Origin of the sequence: Rhodococcus sp. BUPNP1, assembly GCF_002215235.1 — a bacterium.
Classification (GTDB): domain Bacteria; phylum Actinomycetota; class Actinomycetes; order Mycobacteriales; family Mycobacteriaceae; genus Rhodococcus.
In genome coordinates, this window is the sequence record NZ_NERM01000010.1 from 158,960 (window position 1) to 180,099 (window position 21,140).

General features: G+C 64.7%; 21 protein-coding genes and 1 pseudogene. 14 read left to right on the forward strand and 8 right to left on the reverse strand.

Translation table 11 applies throughout. From position 1 onward, the window contains the following. Positions 1 to 20 precede the first annotated feature (20 nt). Both B9C99_RS12725 and B9C99_RS12730 read left to right on the forward strand, forming a co-directional pair. Entirely contained in the window at positions 21 to 1,490 is a 1,470-nt protein-coding gene (locus tag B9C99_RS12725) for a hypothetical protein (protein ID WP_253250063.1), read from the forward strand. Continuing rightward, the gene (locus B9C99_RS12730; RefSeq protein WP_253250064.1) at positions 1,487 to 1,840 is read left to right on the forward strand and encodes a three-helix bundle dimerization domain-containing protein; all 354 of its coding nucleotides are present in this window, start codon (positions 1,487 to 1,489) and stop codon (positions 1,838 to 1,840) included. Before B9C99_RS12725 ends, B9C99_RS12730 begins: the two co-directional genes overlap by 4 nt. 238 nt (positions 1,841 to 2,078) lie before the next feature. Here B9C99_RS12730 and B9C99_RS26125 read toward each other — a convergent pair whose 3' ends face one another. Together B9C99_RS26125 and B9C99_RS12740 are read right to left on the reverse strand one after the other, a co-directional pair. Next, positions 2,079 to 2,255, reverse strand: coding sequence for a hypothetical protein (locus tag B9C99_RS26125; protein WP_253250065.1), 177 nt, complete (start codon positions 2,253 to 2,255; stop codon positions 2,079 to 2,081). A gap of 359 nt (positions 2,256 to 2,614) precedes the next feature. Further along, complete coding sequence (locus tag B9C99_RS12740; protein WP_088898113.1) at positions 2,615 to 3,103, reverse strand: hypothetical protein; 489 nt, start codon at positions 3,101 to 3,103, stop codon at positions 2,615 to 2,617. Positions 3,104 to 3,234: 131 nt separating this feature from the next. On the opposite strand from B9C99_RS12740, the gene B9C99_RS26130 reads away from it, so the two are divergent. Beyond that, positions 3,235 to 3,810 (forward strand): amino acid permease, encoded by a 576-nt coding sequence (locus B9C99_RS26130; protein WP_253250066.1) that lies wholly within the window; start codon positions 3,235 to 3,237, stop codon positions 3,808 to 3,810. Here B9C99_RS26130 and B9C99_RS12750 read toward each other — a convergent pair. The 3 genes and pseudogenes from B9C99_RS12750 to B9C99_RS12755 all read right to left on the reverse strand — a co-directional run bounded on the left by B9C99_RS12750 (position 3,807) and on the right by B9C99_RS12755 (position 7,379). Then, complete coding sequence (locus B9C99_RS12750; protein ID WP_088898144.1) at positions 3,807 to 5,285, reverse strand: CYTH and CHAD domain-containing protein; 1,479 nt, start codon at positions 5,283 to 5,285, stop codon at positions 3,807 to 3,809. The genes B9C99_RS26130 and B9C99_RS12750 overlap by 4 nt on opposite strands. A gap of 826 nt (positions 5,286 to 6,111) precedes the next feature. Next, positions 6,112 to 6,256 (reverse strand): annotated as a pseudogene (locus B9C99_RS25595) (IS1380 family transposase); the annotation flags it as partial. A 583-nt stretch (positions 6,257 to 6,839) separates the two neighbouring features. Further along, the gene (locus B9C99_RS12755; RefSeq protein ID WP_172414939.1) at positions 6,840 to 7,379 is read right to left on the reverse strand and encodes a TetR/AcrR family transcriptional regulator; all 540 of its coding nucleotides are present in this window, start codon (positions 7,377 to 7,379) and stop codon (positions 6,840 to 6,842) included. Between the two features lie 97 nt (positions 7,380 to 7,476). Here B9C99_RS12755 and B9C99_RS12760 point away from each other — a divergent pair, with 97 nt between their 5' ends. After that, on the forward strand, positions 7,477 to 7,884 hold the full coding sequence (locus B9C99_RS12760; RefSeq protein ID WP_088898114.1) for a nuclear transport factor 2 family protein: 408 nt from the start codon (positions 7,477 to 7,479) through the stop codon (positions 7,882 to 7,884). A 521-nt stretch (positions 7,885 to 8,405) separates the two neighbouring features. On the opposite strand, the gene B9C99_RS26020 is transcribed toward B9C99_RS12760, so the two are convergent. From B9C99_RS26020 to B9C99_RS12770, 3 genes are all read right to left on the reverse strand, one after another. Continuing rightward, positions 8,406 to 8,570, reverse strand: a complete 165-nt coding sequence (locus B9C99_RS26020) for a hypothetical protein (protein ID WP_216359302.1) — start codon at positions 8,568 to 8,570, stop codon at positions 8,406 to 8,408. Between the two features lie 399 nt (positions 8,571 to 8,969). Then, positions 8,970 to 9,344 (reverse strand): hypothetical protein, encoded by a 375-nt coding sequence (locus tag B9C99_RS12765; protein ID WP_088898115.1) that lies wholly within the window; start codon positions 9,342 to 9,344, stop codon positions 8,970 to 8,972. A 539-nt stretch (positions 9,345 to 9,883) separates the two neighbouring features. Further along, positions 9,884 to 11,245, reverse strand: a complete 1,362-nt coding sequence (locus B9C99_RS12770; protein WP_088898116.1) for an MFS transporter — start codon at positions 11,243 to 11,245, stop codon at positions 9,884 to 9,886. Positions 11,246 to 11,392: 147 nt separating this feature from the next. Between B9C99_RS12770 and B9C99_RS12775 the strand changes: the two genes are divergently transcribed. From B9C99_RS12775 to B9C99_RS25870, 10 genes are all read left to right on the forward strand, one after another. Beyond that, positions 11,393 to 12,124: an RraA family protein gene (locus B9C99_RS12775; RefSeq protein ID WP_216359303.1), complete on the forward strand. Its 732-nt coding sequence runs from the start codon at positions 11,393 to 11,395 to the stop codon at positions 12,122 to 12,124. Between the two features lie 123 nt (positions 12,125 to 12,247). Further along, a complete protein-coding gene (locus B9C99_RS12780; protein ID WP_088898117.1) occupies positions 12,248 to 13,228 on the forward strand; it encodes a hypothetical protein in 981 nt (326 codons plus the stop codon). After that, a complete protein-coding gene (locus B9C99_RS12785) occupies positions 13,225 to 13,887 on the forward strand; it encodes an RraA family protein (protein ID WP_088898118.1) in 663 nt (220 codons plus the stop codon). Before B9C99_RS12780 ends, B9C99_RS12785 begins: the two co-directional genes overlap by 4 nt. Continuing rightward, positions 13,884 to 14,546 (forward strand): RraA family protein, encoded by a 663-nt coding sequence (locus B9C99_RS12790; RefSeq protein ID WP_088898119.1) that lies wholly within the window; start codon positions 13,884 to 13,886, stop codon positions 14,544 to 14,546. Before B9C99_RS12785 ends, B9C99_RS12790 begins: the two co-directional genes overlap by 4 nt. Beyond that, positions 14,543 to 16,312, forward strand: a complete 1,770-nt coding sequence (locus B9C99_RS12795) for an FAD-dependent oxidoreductase (RefSeq protein ID WP_088898120.1) — start codon at positions 14,543 to 14,545, stop codon at positions 16,310 to 16,312. The genes B9C99_RS12790 and B9C99_RS12795 overlap by 4 nt, the downstream gene beginning before the upstream one ends. Further along, positions 16,309 to 17,892: an acyl-CoA synthetase gene (locus B9C99_RS12800; RefSeq protein WP_088898121.1), complete on the forward strand. Its 1,584-nt coding sequence runs from the start codon at positions 16,309 to 16,311 to the stop codon at positions 17,890 to 17,892. The genes B9C99_RS12795 and B9C99_RS12800 overlap by 4 nt, the downstream gene beginning before the upstream one ends. A gap of 3 nt (positions 17,893 to 17,895) precedes the next feature. Further along, positions 17,896 to 18,282 carry a RidA family protein gene (locus B9C99_RS12805; protein WP_088898122.1) on the forward strand — a complete coding sequence of 129 codons (387 nt, stop codon included), beginning with the start codon at positions 17,896 to 17,898 and terminating at the stop codon, positions 18,280 to 18,282. A gap of 64 nt (positions 18,283 to 18,346) precedes the next feature. Continuing rightward, positions 18,347 to 19,345 carry an amidohydrolase family protein gene (locus tag B9C99_RS12810; RefSeq protein ID WP_088898123.1) on the forward strand — a complete coding sequence of 333 codons (999 nt, stop codon included), beginning with the start codon at positions 18,347 to 18,349 and terminating at the stop codon, positions 19,343 to 19,345. Positions 19,346 to 19,429: 84 nt separating this feature from the next. Then, positions 19,430 to 20,107, forward strand: a complete 678-nt coding sequence (locus tag B9C99_RS12815; protein ID WP_088898124.1) for a GntR family transcriptional regulator — start codon at positions 19,430 to 19,432, stop codon at positions 20,105 to 20,107. A gap of 444 nt (positions 20,108 to 20,551) precedes the next feature. After that, on the forward strand, positions 20,552 to 20,689 hold the full coding sequence (locus tag B9C99_RS25870) for a hypothetical protein (protein ID WP_172414933.1): 138 nt from the start codon (positions 20,552 to 20,554) through the stop codon (positions 20,687 to 20,689). The last annotated feature ends 451 nt before the right edge of the window (positions 20,690 to 21,140 follow it).

Genomic DNA, 21,140 nt, shown 5'->3' on the forward strand with positions numbered 1-21,140 from the left:
ACGAATACAGGACGGCAGCGATGACCGCAGAGACCGACCAGCCTGACCGGTCTGCTCAGCACACCCCCACCGGTCGGCTGCACACCGACGAACGTGCCGAACTCGAACGGCTGCGCCGCGAGGTAGCCGCCCTGCGGGAACAGGCCACCGAGGCGGTGGCGCGCGCACCGGATCGGCCGCGGCCCCCACGGCACGGCTGGCGATGGGCTGCGGTGACTGTGCTGACCGTCCTGGTCGCCGTGCTCGCCATCACCTCGGTCGTGTCACGATTCGTCCGCAGCGAAATCCTCGACACCGACCGCTATGTCAGCACCATCGCTCCCCTGGCCACCGACCCGGCCCTGCAAACCCAGCTCACAAATACCATCACCGACGAGATCTTCACCCGTGTCGACGTCGAAGGCTTGACCACCGACGCTTTGACCGCCCTGACCGATGCGGTTCCGGCGACGGCGAATGCCCCTCGCGTCGACCGCGCGGTCGAAGGACTGGCCCCGGTCCTCGCCGGTCAGGCCCGCACCTTCGTCAACCAGACGGTGCTCTCTTTCGTACGCAGTGACCAGTTCGAAGACCTGTGGATCCAGGCCAACCGTGCCGCCCACACCGCGCTGGTGGCCGTGGTGACCGGCGCCGGCGGTCCGTCTTCGGTGACCGTCGACCAGTCCGGCACCGTCAGTCTTTCCCTCGGCACGGTGATCGACACCGTCAAAGCCCGGCTGCTCGACCGCGGATTCACCTTCGCCGAGAAGATCCCCCGCGTGGACAAACAATTCGTGCTGTTCCAGTCCCCGGAACTGGTCCGGGCCCAACGCGCGGTCAACACCCTCGACAAGCTCGCGGACGTGCTGCCCTGGCTCACCATCGCCGCCGCAGTCGCCGCAGTCGCCGTCGCACCCTCAGGGCGACGGCGACGGGCGCTCGCCTTCGTCGGACTTGCCCTGGCGGTCGGGATGCTGGTGCTGGCGGTTGCACTGCTCGTCGCCCGCGCGGTGTATCTCGACCACGTGCCCCCGGAGGTGCTCTCCCCCGACGCAGCTACCGCGATCGTCGATTCCGTGCTGGTCCCGCTGCGGGCCGCGCTGCGTGCGGTGGCCGTGCTCGGGCTGGTCGTCGCGCTGGGAGCCTATGTGACCGGGGATTCCGCCTCGGCCGTGGCGGTGCGTCGCGGTTTCGGACGGTCCCTGGACTCCGTGCAACGCGCCCGCCGCTCCCGGGCGCCGAACCCGTTCGAGATGTGGGTCTTCCACGTACGCATCGCACTGCGGGCAACCATCATCGGGATCGCTGCCCTGCTGTTGATGTTCTGGCGTTATCCCACCGGACTGGTGGTGGTGTGGCTCGTGCTCGGCACTCTGCTGGCACTGCTGGTCCTGGAGATCGTGATACGGCCCGCGCGCACACAGGAAGAGTCGTCCTCTGCCCGAGAGCAGGCGTCGGCTCTGCCCGAGAGCACGGCAGCGGGCAGCTCGGGGGAAAGGACCACGCCGTGACCGATAACGTCGCCCCGTTGAGCTGGGATCCGTATCCCCTGTCCTCGGCATCATTTCCGCGGCATACCGGCATCGACGCCCCGGTACCTCGGAATCCGGCCGGTTCCCGACCCAGCGAGGACGAGACGTTACAGATCGAGCTGGTGATCGAACGGCTCGTCACCCGCTTTCCTTCGGTGCCGCCCACCGACATCGAAGCCGCAGTGCGGACCGCCGAAAAGCGGTTCGCCGACGCAAAGATCAGGGCCTACGTTCCCCTGTTGATCGAGAAATCGGTCAAGCGCGAAATCGGGAACGGTTCCGCTCTTGCCGGACCGGTTGCCCAGAGACAGACAACGAAGGGACCGTAGGGAACCCGGGGCGATGCGGGCGCCGAGCACGACCGACACGGCGAACACGAAAGCACGCTGTCCGTGATTGTGGACCGCACGCTGTTGCATGTCGGCCGCGTCGCCCCGGAACAGTCCCACACCGGCATCGTTCAGAACCGTCGGCACCCCGCCGAGACAGCGTCCACCACTTCCGTAGTCAGAGACAGCTCTTCGGCGGGCACCACCCAGCTGATGGCCGGCGCGGGCAGGATGAAAATCAGCAGCACCAACCCCATCGCCAAGACATCGCCTTCGGAAATTCCTTGGCGGGGTTGCGCAACGAAAAGACGTGAACGGCGTTCATCTCCGTCCCGGAGCAGGACAGGAAGTTGTCGACGATCAACACCAGGCTGGGCAGTCCGGCCCAGGCCGGCAGCAGATGATCCGCGGTCATCGGCGCGTCCGACGGGTTCCCCTGCCCAAGGGGAGACCGCCCCAAGATCGCCGGCAGCTTGTGCGCCTGCTCAGCCCTGCGCCGCAGCATATTCCGGTCAAGGCGACCGCTTGCCGGATTCGGGACGAATCAGGTGAGCGTTTCGTCTCACAAATCCGAACGTCGGTGTCGGTGATCCCCGGAGTCCGCAGAGCGCGTTGGCCTCCGCGTTCTGCGGTACGGCCGTCGTCTTCGGCTAACCGCCCGCGCCCGCAATCGCTACCGCAGCGGCGTACCTGCGGCACATGCACCCGGGCACGCACCTGCAACCGGCTCGGCCCGCATCTGGAGCGCCGCAACGGTGGCCTTGTAGCGGGCTGTCATCTCGCCGATTCAGATCCGAAGGCGGTGGGAAAGGGGTTGGGACCGAGGGCGAGGGTGAAGGTGACGGGGTGGAGTCCGATCTCGGTCCAGCCGACGGTCACGGTCAGGGACCCCGAGCGTGGATAGCCGCCGATCCAGTAGGTCGGGGTAGTGCGGTACGCCCTCGACGCCCCGGAGTCCGGCTCGCTCGGACGCCGCGGGTCAGCGGGGCCGTCCAGGTCGTCGGAGCGGACCCGCACGCTCAGGTAGGACCACTGCGCCGACCAGTCCTGGGGGTCTGTCAACGGCCGGGTTTCGTGGCGGGCGAAGTCGGCGCGGAGCCCGGTGACCCGCAACGCCAACTTCAACAGCAGCCCGGACGCGAATGCGGTCACCGAGGACAGTTCGAGGATGAGGTCCTTCTCGGTCGCGAGCAGCAGGGGTGACCGCACGTACAGGCCGCGCTCGGGCGGCGGCGCGAGAGCCGGCCAACGGTGGCGGCGCATGTCTAATCTTCGCACCACCCACCTGCGATCGGATCGAAATCATGGGCGTGGATCGGGTCCTCGGTGGACACTCGCGCCGAACGGATCCGCGGGGATCGTGCATCGAACACCGCCCGTCTCCGCGCGCCCGGGTGAGCGCGGTCGACACCATGCAGATCTTTCGATGGCCAAACACCAATCTGGAGGTCCTTCTGTGGGGAACCGTGGAAGGTATGGACGAGAAGGGTTCTCAGGTGCCCGACGGCGGTGACGGGGCGGCCGGTGCAGGTAGAGACGCTTCGGTGGCGGTGCGGTCGATGACCGTGCGCGGTGCTGCCTTCCTGGGGGTCGGCTCGATGGTCGGGGCGGGGATTTTCGCGCTGCTCGGCGAGGCCGGGGCGGTGGCCGGGTCGGCTGTGTGGGTGTCGTTCCTGCTGGCGGGGATTGTGGCCACTTTGCAGGGCTATGCAGTAGCCCAGCTCGGTGCGCGATATCCGTCCTCCGGTGGCATCGTGACTTTCCTGCTGCAGGCGTACGGTCGCGGCCACACCACCGCCATCTCGTCCTGGCTTCTCTACTTCGCCGCGCTCATCGTGACCGCACTGGTTGCCGTCTCGTTCGGCCGCCCCCAAGGTCTGCGATCGCGGCAGACCACCGCCGCCGCGGCCTTGCATTCGCCGGTGACGATCGTCCAGCCCGCACCTGACGGCACGTCCGTTTACCTCTAGACGACCAGCCGGGCCGCGTCCAGGCGGGCCTGCCGGGCCGCCTGCAGCTCGAGCCCGTACAACAGGCCGAAGGTGAAACCGTTCTCCCCTGGGGTGGCCCCGGCCCGGGCACCGAGTCCGCGCAGGATGCCGGCGGCCACCACGCTGTCCTGGTGCTCGCCGAGCACTTCCTGCATCGTCTTGTACCGCGCCACCTTCTTCCGGGCCTTCTTCTTCCCCAGGACGGGCCGCGCGAGCTCGGCGGCATAACGGGCACGCTTGGCCGCCTTGCGCGCGCGGTGCAGAGCTTCCTCGTCGCTACCTTCCGCGGCGACCGACACCCTTTTCAGCGCCTTCCGCTCCGCCCGCCGCAGCGCCGCGCGGATCACCCCGGGATCGGTCGCAGCATCGGTCAGCGGTGGAGCCGTGCGCCACCGCGCCAACGTGGCCAGCAACGTCCGGTAGCGCTCCCCGTTCAGGGTCGTCCGCACCTCGGCCAGGTGATGGAGCTGTTCGGCGAGCAGATCTTCTTCGATACGCGCAGCGACCGGACCCATCACCAACTCGCTCGGCAGGGCGGCGACCGCGTGCGCGAACCGGACCCGTTGCACCTGCCGATCGCGCACCTCGCCGAGTACCCCTGCATACCAGGACAATTCCGCTTCGAGCGTCGCCGTCGCCGTAGGCTCGAACAGGTTTTTGAACACCCGCAGAGTGCTGCGGAAACGCCGGATGGCGACCCGGGTGGGATGGACGGGGTCCAGGCCGCGGCGCAACCAGACATCCCCCGCCACGATCGCCTGGACCTGCGCCTCCAGATAATCGGTGAGCAACCGCGCCGCCGTCGACGGACTCGTGTCGGCGTCACCATCGCCCGTGTGGTGGTCGTCTGCGTGGTGACGGTCGGCGAGCGCGCGGGACAGCGTCGACGGGTACCGCGACGGACGGCCGCCGCTGCGGGTCAGGGATTTACGCAGCGCCTTCACCATCTTCTTGTCGCCGATCTCGCCGGGTTCGACCGTGATCTCCCGCCACTCGGTGGCCACCGCGCCGTCGCCGGCGACGGTGCCGTGCACCACATCGTCGGTCACCTGCATCAGCAGTCGCGCGTCCCGGTCGAGGAGGCGGTGGGTGTGCCGCGCGGTGGTCAAGGTGATCACCGGGTGCACGGGTTCGCCCCCTATCACGCCCGCCACCCAGCTCGCCAAGTCCTCGGGCACGGTGTCGTCGTCGCCCGAGGGCACGCAGACCTCGGTGGGGGTCTTGTCGGCCGGTACCGTCAGCTGCCATCCGAGATCGGTCTCGTCCGTCCGGTGACGCAACGTCAGGTGCTGGCGCAGCAGATCCCTCGCGGCGGTGTCGTAATAGACGCTGCGTCGGGTCGTGTCTTGTTGCTCGATCCGCCCGTCGGCAGGAAGCAGCGCGCCCAGTTCCGGGAGGGTGAAGTCGAGCCCTATCTCGTACGTGCCATCGTGCGCACCCCGTGACGAGTTCATGCCTTCAGTCTGCGCCTGCATCATCACCGCGGACCCGGGAAAGGCGCACCGACCGTATGGGATCTTCTGCTCCGGCGGTGACCGTGCGGATCGACTGGCATGGACCGGCCCGGTCGGGAGCGGAATCGGCAGCACACAGTGGGACCCACAGCTCTTACGATCTTGGTCGGTGGTCCTCGCGCCCGGACCGCACACCCCTGCAGTGCCATCGTCCGCGGCTGTTGAAACGCTCCACGCGGCGCACCTGCCGGTTCCCGGCACCGGCGGTCACCGGCTCGAGCGCGTCAGCCCGGTGTGGACGAGGAAGCTTTCACATCGCCAGACAGTGACGAGTCCGGCCCGTAGCGCGACCCAAATGAGACACCCGGCGCGGACGCAGCCAACGAACACCGAAACCCTCAGGGAGCAGCGCCGTCCCACACACCATACGCACGGTGCGTGCGAGGCATGCACCGCGTGCACGCCTCGCACGCCGATAGGGCGCTCTTATGTTAAATATCAGTTTGGTTATTCGCGTGGACTGCGAATGCAACCCTGCCGTCGCCGCCGATGAAGACGCCGCGGGGATTAGTCCGAGCGCGACCTGTCGGCACGAACCAGCGATCCGTAGTCATCGCCCCTGTCAGTCCGGACGCGCGTCGATCAACTCGGATACCTGGCATCCACCTCGGCAATGACCGACACCTCGAAGCGAGGCGAGGACCATCCCGGGTGGCGGGATGCCGACCGAAGACACGACACACGACCGCGGTCGTCATGCTCATGTCGGCGACGGTCGCCTCCGTGCCATAGACCGTTCTCCCGGCACTGATCAGCTTGCGGCGCAGGTCGCGGTGGTCGCCCTCGCGAGTTCGGGTGCCTCCATGGTTCCCGCCGCGCGGGTCAAGTTGAACGCGATGACCACCAGCACGAGCCATGCGGCATTAGAACGACAGGTGTGCCAGCGCTGAGTGCTTCAGGTCGGCATGGACCGCGGCACCCTTCGACGGCATGAAGCAGAGCGGGATCGGCCGGAGGGCAGACACGAGGGCCTGCCTGAGTCCACAGAGTCGCAGTACGTCGCGCTCACCTGGTGATGACCTGCCACCAAGGGGCCGACCTCGCCTCGGTGCTCCGGTAACGACAGGGTCTCGCGAGGGCCCGATCGGCAGGCGTTTTTACTGAATCGTCACTGGTGTCGGCGAGCTGACTCAGAGTCACAGTCCCCGATCGAGCGCCTGCTGCTCGAGTACCGCGCTCTGTTCCAGTACACGGCCCGCTTTCCGGAGTTCCATCACTGCATGCGTCAGAAGGCGCAGACCAACACCCCCTGGCTCGATTGGGTGGCGGACACGGTCATCAACCCCCTCCTCGAACGCCTCCTCCCTCAGTCGGCGCCTGCGGCGTCCGGTCAGGGCCAAGCCGCAACCAGAAGCGGTGCACTCACATGCTCCTTGTCGATGTCGCGCGTGAGGCCACCGCGACGGCACAGGACCTCGGGCGTAGAGAAGACGGTGCACGAACAAGCGGCGAGCACATCGTGTTCGGTGCGTGGCTACCCCAAAGGAGTACCGCTCACGCGGTCATCACGCGTATGGCCAGCTCGGCCACGCGGCGCAACTGCTCCTCGTCGGCGCCGTCGCGAGCGTAGGACGACAGGCCCACGAGCAGAGCATGGGTGAAGGCAGCGAGCGTGTCGGCGTCGACGCTCGTCTCCGTGTCGATGTCGACTGTCCGCAGTCGGTCTGCGGTGATCGCGCGGTTCTGGTTGCGATTGCCGATGAGCTCAGGTGCGGTGTTGACGAGACATCCACGCGGATGTGCTTCGCTGACGTACTCCTGGCATGCACGGTCGAGCATCAATCGCAGCACCTCGTGCGGAGTCGTTCCGGCGATCCCGGCTGTCGTCACCGACGCGGGGTTGGCTTCATAGCGGGCCACGGCCTCCTCGAACAGGGTCCGTTTGTCGCCGAACGCGGCGTACAGGCTCGGCGCGGAAATGCCGAGCTCCCGCGTGAGGTCGGCGATGGAGGTCTGCTCGTAGCCGTGCTCCCAGAACAGAAGCATCGCCTTGTCCAATGCGGTGTCTCGATCGAAGTTGCGCGGCCGTCCCATACATTCATTCTATAGCGACCACTACAGATGTGCTAGCGTTCTGTATCGACCACTACAGATCGGCGGTCGGCGATCGCCACCAGAGACAGGACACCTGATGACCCCCACCACAACAGACACCACGACCGCCTTCCTCGAGGCCCTCGGAGCGCAGGACCCGGAACAACTGGGCGAGCTGTTCGCGGAGGAAATCGACTGGTTCGTTCCCGGCGACCCGGCGTTAGCACACTGGGTCGGCGCTCGCTCGCGCAAAAGCGAGGTGCCCGACTACTTCCGTGCCCTGTGGGCCGCTCTCGTACCGGGCAAGAGCGTCGTCTCGGTCGAGGCTGTCGTCACCGACGGCGAGGATGCCGTCGTCTTCGGTGCGTTCGACCACGTCGCAGCTGCGACCGGACGCCCGTTCCACACCGACGTCGCGATGCGCTTGACCGTGAAGGCAGGAAAGATCACGCGCATGCACCTGTTCGAGGACACAGCAGCAACCGCAGCGGCGTTCGCAGCCTAGAGGGGTATGGGCAGCCCCGGCGTTGAGCCAGAGGCTGCCCATACCGTCCAGGTGAGGAACCGCCCACCGTCCGGCAGAGCGACTTCGACCAAGCGGACTGAGACATGCGCTTTCTGTCCGCGCTCACCCGACATCTGTCGGCACACCCCTCGGGACACCGGGGTGTACGAGATCGAGTAGCTGAGCTGGGCAAATTCGGTCATGACGCTGGGGCGCGCATGGGGTCGCGACGACTCCGGCCTGGTGGGCTGGCGCGAACACCTGCCCATCGTGCGAGCAAGCTTCGGACCCGACGATCCGCAGATAGTCGCCGGGCATGGCACACCGGCGAGTTCTATCGCGCTACCTGCCGCCACCGTACTCATCTGGTCCCGACGGCATTCACTGGACCCGGACCGGACGACTGTCTCACTCCAATAACCGGTGATGCTGACCTCGCCATAGACCGTCACAGAAAGTGGACCAGAACCCAAAGACTGACCCCTTAGCGGAGGTGAAATCAGACCCGTTGCGTATGGGGGTCAGGAATCACCCGGTCCGCGATGCCCGGGGTCACTGGTGACGTGGTCGCTGAAGAAGTCGCTGCGAGCCCGTGCAAACAATTCGGGATAGTCCATCCCGTAGGTCTGCGCGGTGTGCCGCATTGCTTCGATCGGCGGCTCGAGCGGAGCTGCCTCCGAATACATATTCCGCGCGTACGCCTGCATCGCCTCGTACCGCTGAACGAGCTCCGCACTCGCAGGTAACCCGGATACGAGGCCGAGCCGGATCCGCGGATCGGCGTCGGTCCGGTTACGGGGGTTGGGGTGCTGCCGATGAAGTCCAGGTGGACGGGGTGTCCGGCATTATCTCGGCGAGCCGCTGCACGAGTCCGGCACGTTCCCGTGCCCGGTGCACGCACCAGCGCGTGAAAGTGCGTTGCCGATCGCCGTCGAGTGCTTCGACTCAGTCGATGAGGTCGCAGTCCAGTCCGGCGACGTGCCGGGTGGCATGGATCGTCTTGAGGGAGAACATCACCGAGATCGCAGCCCCCAAGCCGGTAGGAATCGCCCCCAGGGCGACGACCGCGGGGAACCATCAGCGCGTCAGCCCGCCCACACGGAGACGTGACTGCACAATTCACCGATCAGCGACACCACCCGGTCATCGTGGGGATCGATCCAGACCACGGCGTCGTCGACCTGTCGCGGCCGCAACAGATGACGACCACGCGAAGGCCACTGCACGAAGTCGTAGGGGGCCAGCTCGGCCTGGGCGGTATCGGCAACCCAGATTGCAGCTTCGGCGAACGAGGTATTCATCGACAGTCCCTGACACAATCCAAATCCACTGATAGCCGCAGCGCCGTGCCATCCGATGATGACGGCATAGGTCCGGCCGATCGACAGTTCCCACATCAGCCGGTCGCAACCGACGCCCCGGCTGTAGGGCAGACACCGCAGATCCCGCACGGTGGCCACAACTCGCCGGTAGCGGCAACAGTCACCTCGAAGGCTCCGCCTCCTCCTTGCGGGATCGGTCCGAGCTGTACCAGTGCTGGTCCCGCCATGTCGGCGACGGACCTGACCGGATGTCGCGTGCGAACACCGTCAGCTCGCGGATCTGACCGTAGCCCGAGACATCGGTGCCGCCGTCGAAGCGCTGCAACAACACATCCAACGCACCACCGACTTGCTTGTCGCCTACACAATTCCCGTGAATCCAAAGTTGTTGATACAGAAGAGAATACTGATATTCAACCGAGCTGGATGAACGAGGCGGTCGGTATTGACGCCGAGTCGACACGCGGAGCAGGCATCGGCTGGACGCGTAAGCAGTTTCGGTAATGGTGCGTAGTCGTCGCGTGCCCTCGGCTCATGGGGTCAAGCCAGGAGTCGATAACCCGCCGCACACCGGTGGGCATGGGCGACTGTTCAGGGGCGAAGTCGAGGCACACCCATGAGCATCCCTGTCCCCCATGCCTACTCGAGAACTTGGAGCCACCCTCAGGGATCCTGCATCACGCCAGGTACTCGCCCTGTGGATCGACAACTTTGGCGCGTTGCCGGGTACTCCCCTCGGTGCTGGCAAGACTTCGGGTGAAGTTGTCCGGGAGTGCGAATGCGGCCGTTGCACTGAGCACTCCGAGGACAATCAGGAAGACAGCGATAAGCCAGGTGTTGCTCCCACCGCCGGCCATCGCAAGCAACGAGGTAGCGATGAGCGGGGAGAATCCTGAACCGACAGTCTGTGCAAGCTGATACGTGGTGGAGACTCCGGTGTACCGAAGCTCGGTGTCGAACAGTTCGGTCAACAGGACTGGGGCAACTCCGGTTACCGCTGGCATGACCAGCGCCAGGTACGCGGCGACAGCTGCCACGAGGACGGTCGGATTACCGAGGTTGACCAGGTGAAATAGGGGGAAGGCAAGGATTGCGGTGGCCAGGATTCCGCCGAGAACAACTGGTCGACGGCCGATGCGGTCGGACAGCGACGCGTACACCGGAGTGAGTGCGATGCTGCCCAGTGTGCCGAGCATGACAGCCAGCAGGGCGGTGGAGCGAGAATATCCGATGGTGGGAGCGTACGAGATGATGAAGATTCCGAACACCCCCTGACCGGCATAGGGCCCGATCTGGAAGAGCGTTGCCTTGACGAACGTCGTCGGCGACTTCTTCAGCATCCGAGTGATCGGAGCGCCCGCCGGACGTGCCGAGGTGGTACTTGCTTCCAGGAACACCGGACTTTCGCTGATCCGAGTACGGAAGTACAAGGCAAGGGCCAGCATGGCGAAGCTGGCAATGAAAGGCACTCGCCACCCCCAGCTGAGCATTTGTTCATCCGGCATGGCTGCTACGGCAAGCATTGCTGCCGTGGCCAGTACTGATCCGCTGGGCGCACCCATGGCCGCAGCACTGCTTGCCAGTCCCCGCCGCCCCGATTGCGCATGTTCGGAGGCCATGAGAACCGCACCCCCGTACTCCCCTCCCACTGCAAATCCTTGCAGCAACCTCAAGCCGACGAGCATCAAGGGCGCGAACGAGCCGATCTGGTCATATGTAGGAAGAAGACCGATGGCCCCGCTGGTCAATCCCATGACGACGAGCGTGACCAGCATGACGTTCTTGCGGCCGAAGCGGTCTCCGAAGTGCCCGAAGACGACTGCCCCGAGGAAGCGGGCTGCATACCCGGCCGCAAGTGTCGCCAGGGCAACGATGGTGCCGATGACAGGACTGAGGTTCGAGAAGAAGACTTTGTTGAAGACCAGGGCTGCAGCGGTGCCGTACAGGAGAAAGTCGTAGTACTCGATGGTGGTCCCGAGATAACTCGAGAGAGCAACTCGACGGACTTCGGAGCGCGATCGGGACGGCTCGGATGCCATAGTCGTCCTTCCTGAAGGAGGGGTGAGCGGCCGGAGTGCGACCTGAAAGTGATGCGGCCCACATCTGGGCCGAATGAAAGCTACATCACATTCAATATTGAATGCAATAGGCGGACAGGTCGCCCTCAGCTAGGCGCCGATCCGTTCATGAGTATTGCATTCAATATTGAATTCATTCTATGGTGTGCTTCAGAGCACACGTCCAACCGGATGTGTCGACAGACATCCGAGGGATCCATGACCATCTCGACATCACCGAACAGTGCGGACATCGGCACCATGCAACTCGAACCTCTACCTGCCGCCACTGTGCACGAGGCCGGCGGAAGGATCGGCGCACTTCCGGCCCGACTCCGGCCGGCCTTCGCCTCAGCCACGATCCTCGGCCCGGCATATCCGGTCCTGTGCCCGACCGGAGACAATCTCTGGCTGCATCGAGCTGTTGCCGCTGCCCCAGCCGGCCATGTTCTCGTGGTGCAAACCACAGGAAGCGACGAATTCGGTTACTGGGGAGAAATTCTCAGTGAGGCAGCACTAGCGCGGGGGATTGCCGGGCTCGTACTCGATGGCGGAGTGCGCGACATACGAGCCCTCGAACGGGTCGGCTTGCCAGTCTTCGCTTCGGCTACTTGCATCAGGGGCACCATCAAGGACCCGGAAGGACCCGGCCGTCTCAACGTTCCGATCCGACTGGGTGAGGTCAGGATCGCTCCTGGAGACCTGATCATCGCCGACTTCGACGGCGTTGTTTCCATTCCTCGGGATTCCGTGTCGGAAGTCTGGCAAGCAGCAAGAAAGAGAGAAGAAAAGGAAGCTCGGATGATCGCCGAGATCCGAGCAGGAGCCTCCACCCTCGACCTGCTCTCCCTCCCGCGCTGATCACGACCCACTCGCCCGAAGCATCCGACGGGATGAAGTGACAGGTGGCGAAGAAGAACCAACTAACGAACGGATTGCTATGTACTCGAACACTTTTGCAGTACCGCCTCGGGCAGGTGTGTTGTGAGCCGGATCGTCGCAGTCGTCGGGACCTCCCACAGCCCGATGCTGGGCATGGAACCCGAAAAGATGTGGGCCCTCCGCGCCCAGAACGACACCGAGAACATCAAACTGGCCGACGTCGACGGGCAGATCCGCAGCTTCGACGAACTCGTCGCCAAGGCGAAGGGTCGCTTCGACGGTCAACTCTCCCTGGACACCTGGAACGCCAAGTACGACGAGGCGCTGATGTGCGTGGACCGTCTGCGCAAGGACCTTATCGAGCTGGCCCCGGATCTGCTCCTGGTCATCGGTGACGACCAGGAGGAGCTGTTTACCGCCCGTAACCAGCCGGCGATCGCCGTGTACTACGGCGAGAAGATCGAAACCCACAAGCCGATCGACATGGGCTCTTCGCTGCTCAGCGAAGTCCAGTATAACCTCGGCATGGACGGGCACACCTATCCCGCCCATCCCGACGCGGCTCTGCATCTGATCGACGAACTGATCACCCGCAACTTCGACATCGCTACCAGCTCCGAAACGGAAACCGAGGGAGGTTTCGGCCACGCCTTCGCCTGGGTGGTCGGCCGGATGCTCAAGGACATCACCATCCCCATGGTGCCGGTGCTGATCAACACCTACTATCCGCCCAACCAGCCGACACCGGCGAGGTGCTACGACCTGGGTGTCGCATTGTCCGAAGCCGTTGTTTCCATGCCTGGCGACCTGCGAGTGGCCGTTGTCGCCTCCGGCGGCCTGAGCCACTTCGTCGTCAACGACATCCTCGACCGCCGAGTTCTCGAAGCCATGCGCGAACATGATGCGAACACCCTGCGCTCCCTCCCGATCGAGCAATTGAATTCGGGAACGTCCGAGGTCCGCAACTGGATCGCGGCAGCCGGCGCCGGACGCCATCTCGACCACCGTTGGAGCACCTACATTCCGGCATGGCGCAGCGCCGCCGGCACCGGTGTCGGCCTGGCATTCGGACTGTGGTCATGACCGGCACACTCGAGCGCCTCGCTGCGCTGGACACCTGCGCCGTCTCCGACGCACTGGACTCCCTCGGACTTCCCGGAGCCGCATTGGGACTGCACGCCGTTGCGAACGGCCGTCGGATCGCCGGCACCGCCCTCACCGTGGACCTCGTAGAGGCCGGCACCACGACGGCCCCCCGGCATCTGTGCACCGCCGCGGTCGATACATCCGGGCCCGGCACCGTGATCATCGTGGCCCATCACGGCCGCACCCACGTCGCAGGATGGGGTGGAGTGCTCTCGGCAGGCGCGGTCACCCGCGGTGTCGAAGGCGTCATCGTCGACGGCGCCGTGCGGGACCTCGACGAAGCCCACGAATTCGGCTTGACCCTCTATGCCGCGACCTCGGTTCCCGTCACGGCCCGCTCCCGAGTCGTCGAACGGGACTGGAACGTTCCGGTCGATTTCGCCGGCGTGACGGTCGAACCCGGGGACTACGTGCTCGCCGACGGCAGCGGTGTCGTCGCCGTCCCGTGCGAACGCATCGACGAGGTCCTGTCCATCGCGGAAGCCATCGCCGCCAAGGAACGAGAAATGCTCCGTCGTGTCCGCCTCGGGGAGTCGATGGCCACGGTGATGAGCGCCGACTACGAAACCATGTTGAACCGGAAGGCATCCCGATGACCGATCAGAATTTCCGCGCCATCCTCGCCGAGCTCGACACCAGTCATCTGAGCGATGCACTCGACAAATTGGGCCTCAACGGCCAGTGCGCCGGTCTGCTCCCGCTCGATCGCACCACCCGACTGGTGGGCCGTGCCTTCACCGTCCGCTACGTTCCCGTCGGCGACGACCGCGGCACCGTCGGCGACTATGTCGACGATCTCGAACCGGGAACCGTGGTAGTGCTCGACAACGCCGGCCGGCTCGACACGACCGTATGGGGTGATCTGCTCACCGCCACTGCCTCCCACAAGGGACTGGCGGGAACCGTCATCGATGGGGTGTGTCGTGACTCGGACTGCGCCGTGGACCTGCGCTACCCGGTCTTCAGCCGCTCGCGTTGGATGCGCACGGGAAAGGACCGGGTTCGCGTCGACGGCTACAACGTGCCGGTCAACATTGGCGGGGTTCGCGTCGAGCACGGTGACTGGCTCATCGGCGACGCCGACGGTGTCGTGTCCGTTCCCGCCCGTCGCGTCGCGGAAGTGATCGAGTCCGCTGTGAAGATCCGCGACGCCGAAGACCGCATCCGCACCGCCGTGCGTGCAGGTTCGAGCCTCGTCGATGCTCGCCGCGATCACGGTTACCACAGCCTGCAGACCCGTGAGGTGGCCCGATGAACGCGATAGATACCGTCGAAGTTGCCGTGATCGGCGGTGGTCCGGCCGGTCTGACCGCGGCGATCGCACTCGCTCAGCTCGGTATCGACGTGGTCGTCTTCGAGCGCCGCGCAACCACCTCCCACCTGCCCCGGGCGCATCTGCTCAACCAGCGCACCATGGAGATCTTCGACGCTCTCGGCGTCGCGGACGACGTCTACGAGCATTCCCCACCCGAGGACCGTTGGCATCGCGTCGGCTGGCACACCTCCCTCGCCGGTGACCGTCCGGGACAGGGGCAGGCGATCGGCCACATCCACGCCTGGGGCGGCGGACCGGACGCTCAGCGTTACGCCGCCGCGAGCCCCAGCCGATATGCCAACGTTCCACAGATGCGGTTGGATCCGCTGCTGCGGAAGCATGCCGAACGGCACTGCCCCGACCGGATCCACTACGGACACGAGGTCTTCGAACTACGAAACAGCGACAGCGGTGTCGAACTTGATGTCCGCGAAACTGACTCGGGTACGGTGCGTACCGTCCGGGCGCGCTATGTCATCGGCGCCGACGGCGGCCGCTACGTGACTTCCGCCGTGGGTGTGGAGATGCAGGGACCGACCCAGCTTCTGGACATGGTCAGCATGCACGTCACAGCAGATCTGTCGCAGTGGATCACCGACGACCAAGTGTTGCTGTACTACTTCGTCGATCCCAACGGCAACGGTGGATTCCGTGGTTCGATGTGCGCGATGGGCCCCGAGACCTGGGGTTCACAGTCACGCGAGTGGGCGTTCCATCAAGCGTTCGCCTGGGGCAGCAAGGACGCTACCGACGAGGAAGCACTCAAGAATCGCTTCCGCGACATTCTCGGCATCCCCGATCTACAGTTCGACGTTCATGCCGTATCCCACTGGGAGTTCGAGGGCGTGACCGCCGAACGCTATCGGGTCGGCAGCATCTTCCTTGCCGGTAACGCCGCCCACCGTCACCCTCCGACCGGCGGTCTCGGGCTGAACACTGCGGTACAGGATGTCGACAATCTGTGCTGGAAACTCGCCCAGGTACTTCGCGGTCAGGCCGACGATGCGCTCCTAGACACCTACGAGAGCGAACGCCGGCCCGTGGGATTGTTCAACGTGCAGCACTCCCTGACCAATGCCGGTGGTCACCGCAAGATCGCAGCAGCACTGGGCATGGCCGAAGGACTCCCCGTCGAAGACGGTTGGGCCGAGATCGACACCTGGCTCGCGCCCGGACCTGCCGGCGATGCCCGACGCCGAGCGGTTGCCGAGGCTGTCGCAGCCAACGGCGACGACTACAGTCAACTCAACGTCGAGATCGGATTCGCCTACGAGAACGGTGCCGTCATCTCCGACGGGACGCCCCCTCCCCCGTCGCATACTTCGTTGCGGGACTACACCCCCACCACTCGGCCGGGGCACCACCTACCGCATGCGTGGGTGCACCGCTCCGGGCTCCGGGTTTCCACGCTCGAACTCGTCCACCGCGCTGATTACACCTTGCTGGTCGATCCCCAGCACGTCCGCACGTGGGCCGATGTAGTCACTACGGCGGCTCTTGCCGTTGAGGTCGTGGCGATCGGTTCGGACGGTTCGGCACCCGCAGGGACCTGGACCCGTCTACGTGAAGTTGATTCTGACGGAGCAATTCTCGTCCGTCCCGACCGCCATGTCGCGTGGCGCACCGCAACGATGCCTGCAGAGCCGGCCCGCGAACTGGCCTCGGTGCTGCGTGCCCTGTCCGCACGAAACGAGGTCCTCGCATGACCACCATGGACACCGTCGCTCAGGCGCATCGTCATAGCCTGGCGGACCTGCTCCATCGCACGGCGGCGCGCTACCCGCACAAGACCGCCCTGGTCAGCGGAGACCGCACGTTCGATTACAGCGAACTCGAAGCGACCGTCAAGCGTGCGGCGGCGGCCCTGCATCGCCGAGGATTGAAGAAGGGAGATCGACTGGCGATCGTGTCCCGAAACAACTGGCAGTTCGTTGTGGCCGCCTATGCCTCCGCACGCCTCGGCGTGATCCTCGTTCCGATCAATTTCATGCTTACCGCAGACGAGATCGCTTACATTCTCGACCACAGTCAGGCCGACGGTGTCATTGCCGGAGTCGACCTGCGCGACGTCGCGGACAAGGCTGTGGCCCAGCTGGATCACACTCCTTCCGTCCGGGCGACGATCGGAGAGAGGGCCGACGCCGCTCTCGAGGGCTGGGAGGACTTCACTGACTGGATGGACGAACCCGGTACCGCTCCGGACGTTCTCGTCGCCGATGACGATCCGGTCCGGATCATGTACACCTCCGGTACCGAATCCCGCCCGAAAGGTGCGCTGCTGTCCAGCCGTGCTCTGGTGAGCGAATACATCAGCGCCATCGTCGACGGCGGCATGGACCGGGACGACGTGGACCTGCACACCCTTCCGCTGTACCACTGCGCCCAGATGGACTGCTTCCTCGGTCCGGACGTCTATCTCGGCGCTACCAGCATCGTCCTGCCGGCGCCGGATCCGGACGCCGTCCTCACAGCGATCGAGACCCACAGGGTCACCAAGTTCTTCGCCCCGCCGACCGTGTGGATTTCACTGCTGCGCCACCCTCGGTTCGACAGCACAGATCTGTCCTCGCTGCGCAAGGGCTACTACGGTGCTTCACCGATGCCGGTGGAAGTTCTTCGGGAGATTCAGACGCGACTTCCCCAGGTGGACCTGTGGAACTTCTACGGACAAACAGAATTGGCTCCGGTAGCAACGATTCTCGGCCCCGAACAACAGGAGTCCCATGCCGGATCCGCAGGCCGTCCGGTGCTCAACGTCGAAACGGCGGTCGTGGACGACCACGACAATCCGGTTCCGGCCGGAACCATCGGCGAAATCGTGCACCGCACTCCTCAAGCCACCTCGGGCTACTGGAGAGACGAGGCGAAGACCGCCGACGCATTCCGCAACGGTTGGTTCCATTCCGGAGACCTCGGAGTCTTCGATGAGGACGGAATCCTCACGATCGTCGACCGCAAGAAGGACATGATCAAGACCGGAGGCGAGAACGTCGCCAGCCGCGAGGTCGAAGAAGCCATCTACCTGCACCCCGATGTCGCCGAAGTAGCCGTCTTCGCCGTTCCGCATCCCACATGGATCGAAGCGGTCTGCGCGGCGGTCGTTCCCAAACCGGGGACCGATCTCGACGAGAACGCCGTCGTCTCACACTGCTCGGAGCGCCTGGCCGGCTACAAGAGACCGAAGTACGTGGTCATCGTCGACGCGCTGCCGAAGAATCCCAGCGGCAAGATCCTCAAACGCGATTTGCGTACCGATTTCGCTTCCGTCACAGAGAAAGAGAGCTGAACGATGAGTCGCAAGTCCGTCGAGGTTCCGGGCCTTCACCACGGCAAAGCGCCCATTCCGCAGGCATCATTGGTCGGGCCCCTGTTGGCTTCGAGCGGTATCAACGGTCTCGATCCCATCTCCGGCGCCGTCCCCGAGTCGGTCGAAGAGCAGGTGTCATTGATCTTCGACAACATCGAACGAATCCTCGCCGCCGCCGGCGGAACCACCGAAGACATTGCCAAGTGCACCTTCTTCGTCCGGGACCGCGCCGCTCGTGCCGCAATCGACCCGCATTGGCTGACGATGTTCCCCGACGAGCACAGCCGGCCTGCACGTCACACCCTGCACTACGAACTAGCGGATCCGCTGCAGGTCCAGTGCGAACTCATCGCTTACATCCACAGCTGATCCCGGAGCGCAGGCCGGATCCGCACCGGCCACATGCGCTTCCCGTCATCTCGAGAGGGAACAAATGATCATCGACGCCCACGCCCATGTGGTGGCCCCCGATTCCTTGTATGCCTACCGTGCCAACCTGATGGCCGACGGCGGCTACTACATCGGACAACCCAAGATCAACGACGACGCGCTGGCAGCCTGTGCCCAGAGCAACGTCGACACAATGGACGGTGTCGGGACCGACGTGCAACTGCTCTCCCCCCGGCCGTACTATCAGGGACACTCGATGCAGCCGTCCCGACTCGTCGACGCCTGGATTCGTGCCAACAACGACGTCATTGCCCGCACCGTCGAGCTGCATCCCACCCGGTTCGCCGGCGTTGCCGGTTTGCCGATCACCCCCGGCGAACCGGTCGAGCGGGCTTTCCCGGAGCTTCGCCGGACTGTCGAAGAGCTTGGATTCGTCGGCGTCACCGTGAATCCTGACCCGTACGAAGGTACCGGCAACGCGCCGTCGTTGGGCGATTCGTACTGGTACCCGCTCTACGAGCAGCTCGTCGAACTCGACGTGCCCATGCAGGTCCATTCCGCCGGGTGCTACAACCAGCGCGAAACCTACAGCGAGCACTTCATCACCGAGGAATCGATTGCAATCCTGTCGATGATCCGCGCCGAGGTGTTCGACCGCTACCCCACATTGAAGGTCATGATCTCCCACGGCGGCGGATCGGTGCCCTACCAGCTCGGACGTTGGCAGGCAGAGCACCTGCACCCTGCACTCGGCGGAAGCGCGGACGCCCCCCGATTCGAAGACAAGCTCAAGAACTTCTACTTCGACACCGTCCTGCATTACCCGCCGGCGTTGGAACTGCTCCTGAAGACGGTCGGGGCGGACCGCGTGCTGTTCGGCACGGAACGTCCCGGCAGTGGATCGGCCACCAACCCCGAAACCGGCCGTCCCTTCGACGACCTCAAGCCTGTGATCGACGGATTCGGTTTCCTGACCGAAGACGAACGTAAGGCCGTGTTCGAGAACAACGCGCGTAGTGCCTTCCCGCGTCTGAAATTCTGACGGTAGGCGTTCAAGCCCGGTGGTATCGCTTCGTCGGGACGGTACCCCCGGGCGTCGTCGCAGCCCCGCCTCGATGTTCGTAGGATGAACGTCTACAACACTGAGCACGAAGGGGACGTAATGGCCACCCGGATGGGGACTGCACGCATCATTTCCGAGCTGCGGAAGCTGATCCTCATCGGCGAGTTGCTACCTGGTGAGCAACTACGACAGGAAGAGCTGGCACAACGGTTGGGTGTGAGTCGCGTCCCCCTCCGTGAGGCCTTCCTGGTCCTGGCCAACCAGGGATTATTGAACCACCGCCCCAACCAGGGGTTTGTCGTCGCGAAGCGTACCGTCGCCGAACTCGACCAGTTGCATAGGCTGCACACCTTCCTGGAAACCGAACTCAACGCATCGATCCAATGGCCGGACGACGCTGCGCTCGAACACTTGAAGAATCTCAATGACGCAATGGCTGAGCGGATCGACTCCGACAATCTCGTGGAATTCATCGACCTCAACCACGAATTTCATCGTGGGGTGTGGAAGCTATCGCCATTGAACGTGATTGTCGCTGAAGTCGAACGCGTGTGGTCTTTGTCCGATGCGTACTTCGCCAGCAACTACGGATCGGCAGAACGCCGTCGCCGCGCCGTCGATCACCACCGGCAGATCATCGAAGCACTTACCCTTCGCGATCTGGATCTTTTTCAAAAAGCAAGTTCCGAGCACCGCGACGACACACGCGGCGGAGCAGGGGCTGAGCTGGACCGACAGTGACTTCTGCCGATCCATGCCCTGGAGCAGATCAGGCTAGAGGATACGGTCGCCGTTGGTGGTCGACCTGATGTTCCGGCATAGCACGGCTGATGCCGGGTTCGTTGTCCTACATCAACCGGCGCGGCACCCCGCCGAATTGGCGGATCAACTCCTGTGGCGCCCAGGACGGTCCTATAGATTTCAAGGACCTATGAGGTCGGCGCCGAGGGCATGAAGACCTCGCCGGCGATGTAGCGTTTGACGCGGCGCATAGCGTCCTCTTGAGCAGTCCCTGCGCGGTGCGGCAGCTGATGTAGCCCTTCGTTCGTTGGTCGTAGCGCATGCGGCAGCCACAGACCATGTGTAGAGCACGGTTGGCTTGGCCGTCACCGCCGCGGTGCAGCCGCATCCGATGGTTTTCCGCTCGGCATAGGGACGCGGCGACTCCACCATCCGCGACGACGTGTGCACCAATCTCGACAGCGGAGCCCTCCCCCGCAGTTCCGCCGCCACCTGACGCAGTCCGAGACCGAGCAGGCCCGCCGGATCGCGACCCTGACCGACGTGCGTCTGCTCAGCCTGCTGACCTGGTCCGTCGCCTAAAACCCGACACGCACCATCCGTGACACGGACTCCGATGGGACATCCAAGCCCACTCGGACATGCCCGCGCCTCTGGGCTGTCACGGCCGGTATCGGGCTCTTATGTTAACTAGCAACTTTGCTCGCCCTCTTACTGCGGATGACGGTGCTCCAGCGACCGATCCGATCGCACAGCCTGTCGGCGCGCCAGGGCTCCCCAGCTACCGGATGTCTGCGCCCTGGGCGGACGTCGACTGGCGCCGCAGTCGGGCGGACGTGTGCCTCGCAGGTGGCCCCTGATTCGCGGCGACGACAGAACCATCTGGGTGGCGGTATGCCACCGAGGACGCGCCGGCCGGCCCGCAGTACTCGTCGAAGCGCATCAGCGACGGCCCCTCCTCGTAGACCGCATTTACCCACCGGAACTTGATGGATAATCGGGGTTATCCATGATCCATCGCTGCGGGAGAACT

Coding starts and splice junctions, on each gene's coding strand:
- B9C99_RS12725 (WP_253250063.1), top strand. CDS start 21: ATGACCGCAGAGACCGACCAGCCTGACCGGTCTGCTCAGCACACCCCC.
- B9C99_RS26125 (WP_253250065.1), bottom strand. CDS start 2,255: ATGACCGCGGATCATCTGCTGCCGGCCTGGGCCGGACTGCCCAGCCTG.
- B9C99_RS12740 (WP_088898113.1), bottom strand. CDS start 3,103: ATGCGCCGCCACCGTTGGCCGGCTCTCGCGCCGCCGCCCGAGCGCGGC.
- B9C99_RS12750 (WP_088898144.1), bottom strand. CDS start 5,285: ATGAACTCGTCACGGGGTGCGCACGATGGCACGTACGAGATAGGGCTC.
- B9C99_RS12755 (WP_172414939.1), bottom strand. CDS start 7,379: ATGGGACGGCCGCGCAACTTCGATCGAGACACCGCATTGGACAAGGCG.
- B9C99_RS12760 (WP_088898114.1), top strand. CDS start 7,477: ATGACCCCCACCACAACAGACACCACGACCGCCTTCCTCGAGGCCCTC.
- B9C99_RS26020 (WP_216359302.1), bottom strand. CDS start 8,570: ATGTATTCGGAGGCAGCTCCGCTCGAGCCGCCGATCGAAGCAATGCGG.
- B9C99_RS12770 (WP_088898116.1), bottom strand. CDS start 11,245: ATGGCATCCGAGCCGTCCCGATCGCGCTCCGAAGTCCGTCGAGTTGCT.
- B9C99_RS12775 (WP_216359303.1), top strand. CDS start 11,393: ATGAGTATTGCATTCAATATTGAATTCATTCTATGGTGTGCTTCAGAG.
- B9C99_RS12785 (WP_088898118.1), top strand. CDS start 13,225: ATGACCGGCACACTCGAGCGCCTCGCTGCGCTGGACACCTGCGCCGTC.
- B9C99_RS12790 (WP_088898119.1), top strand. CDS start 13,884: ATGACCGATCAGAATTTCCGCGCCATCCTCGCCGAGCTCGACACCAGT.
- B9C99_RS12795 (WP_088898120.1), top strand. CDS start 14,543: ATGAACGCGATAGATACCGTCGAAGTTGCCGTGATCGGCGGTGGTCCG.
- B9C99_RS12800 (WP_088898121.1), top strand. CDS start 16,309: ATGACCACCATGGACACCGTCGCTCAGGCGCATCGTCATAGCCTGGCG.
- B9C99_RS12805 (WP_088898122.1), top strand. CDS start 17,896: ATGAGTCGCAAGTCCGTCGAGGTTCCGGGCCTTCACCACGGCAAAGCG.
- B9C99_RS12810 (WP_088898123.1), top strand. CDS start 18,347: ATGATCATCGACGCCCACGCCCATGTGGTGGCCCCCGATTCCTTGTAT.
- B9C99_RS12815 (WP_088898124.1), top strand. CDS start 19,430: ATGAACGTCTACAACACTGAGCACGAAGGGGACGTAATGGCCACCCGG.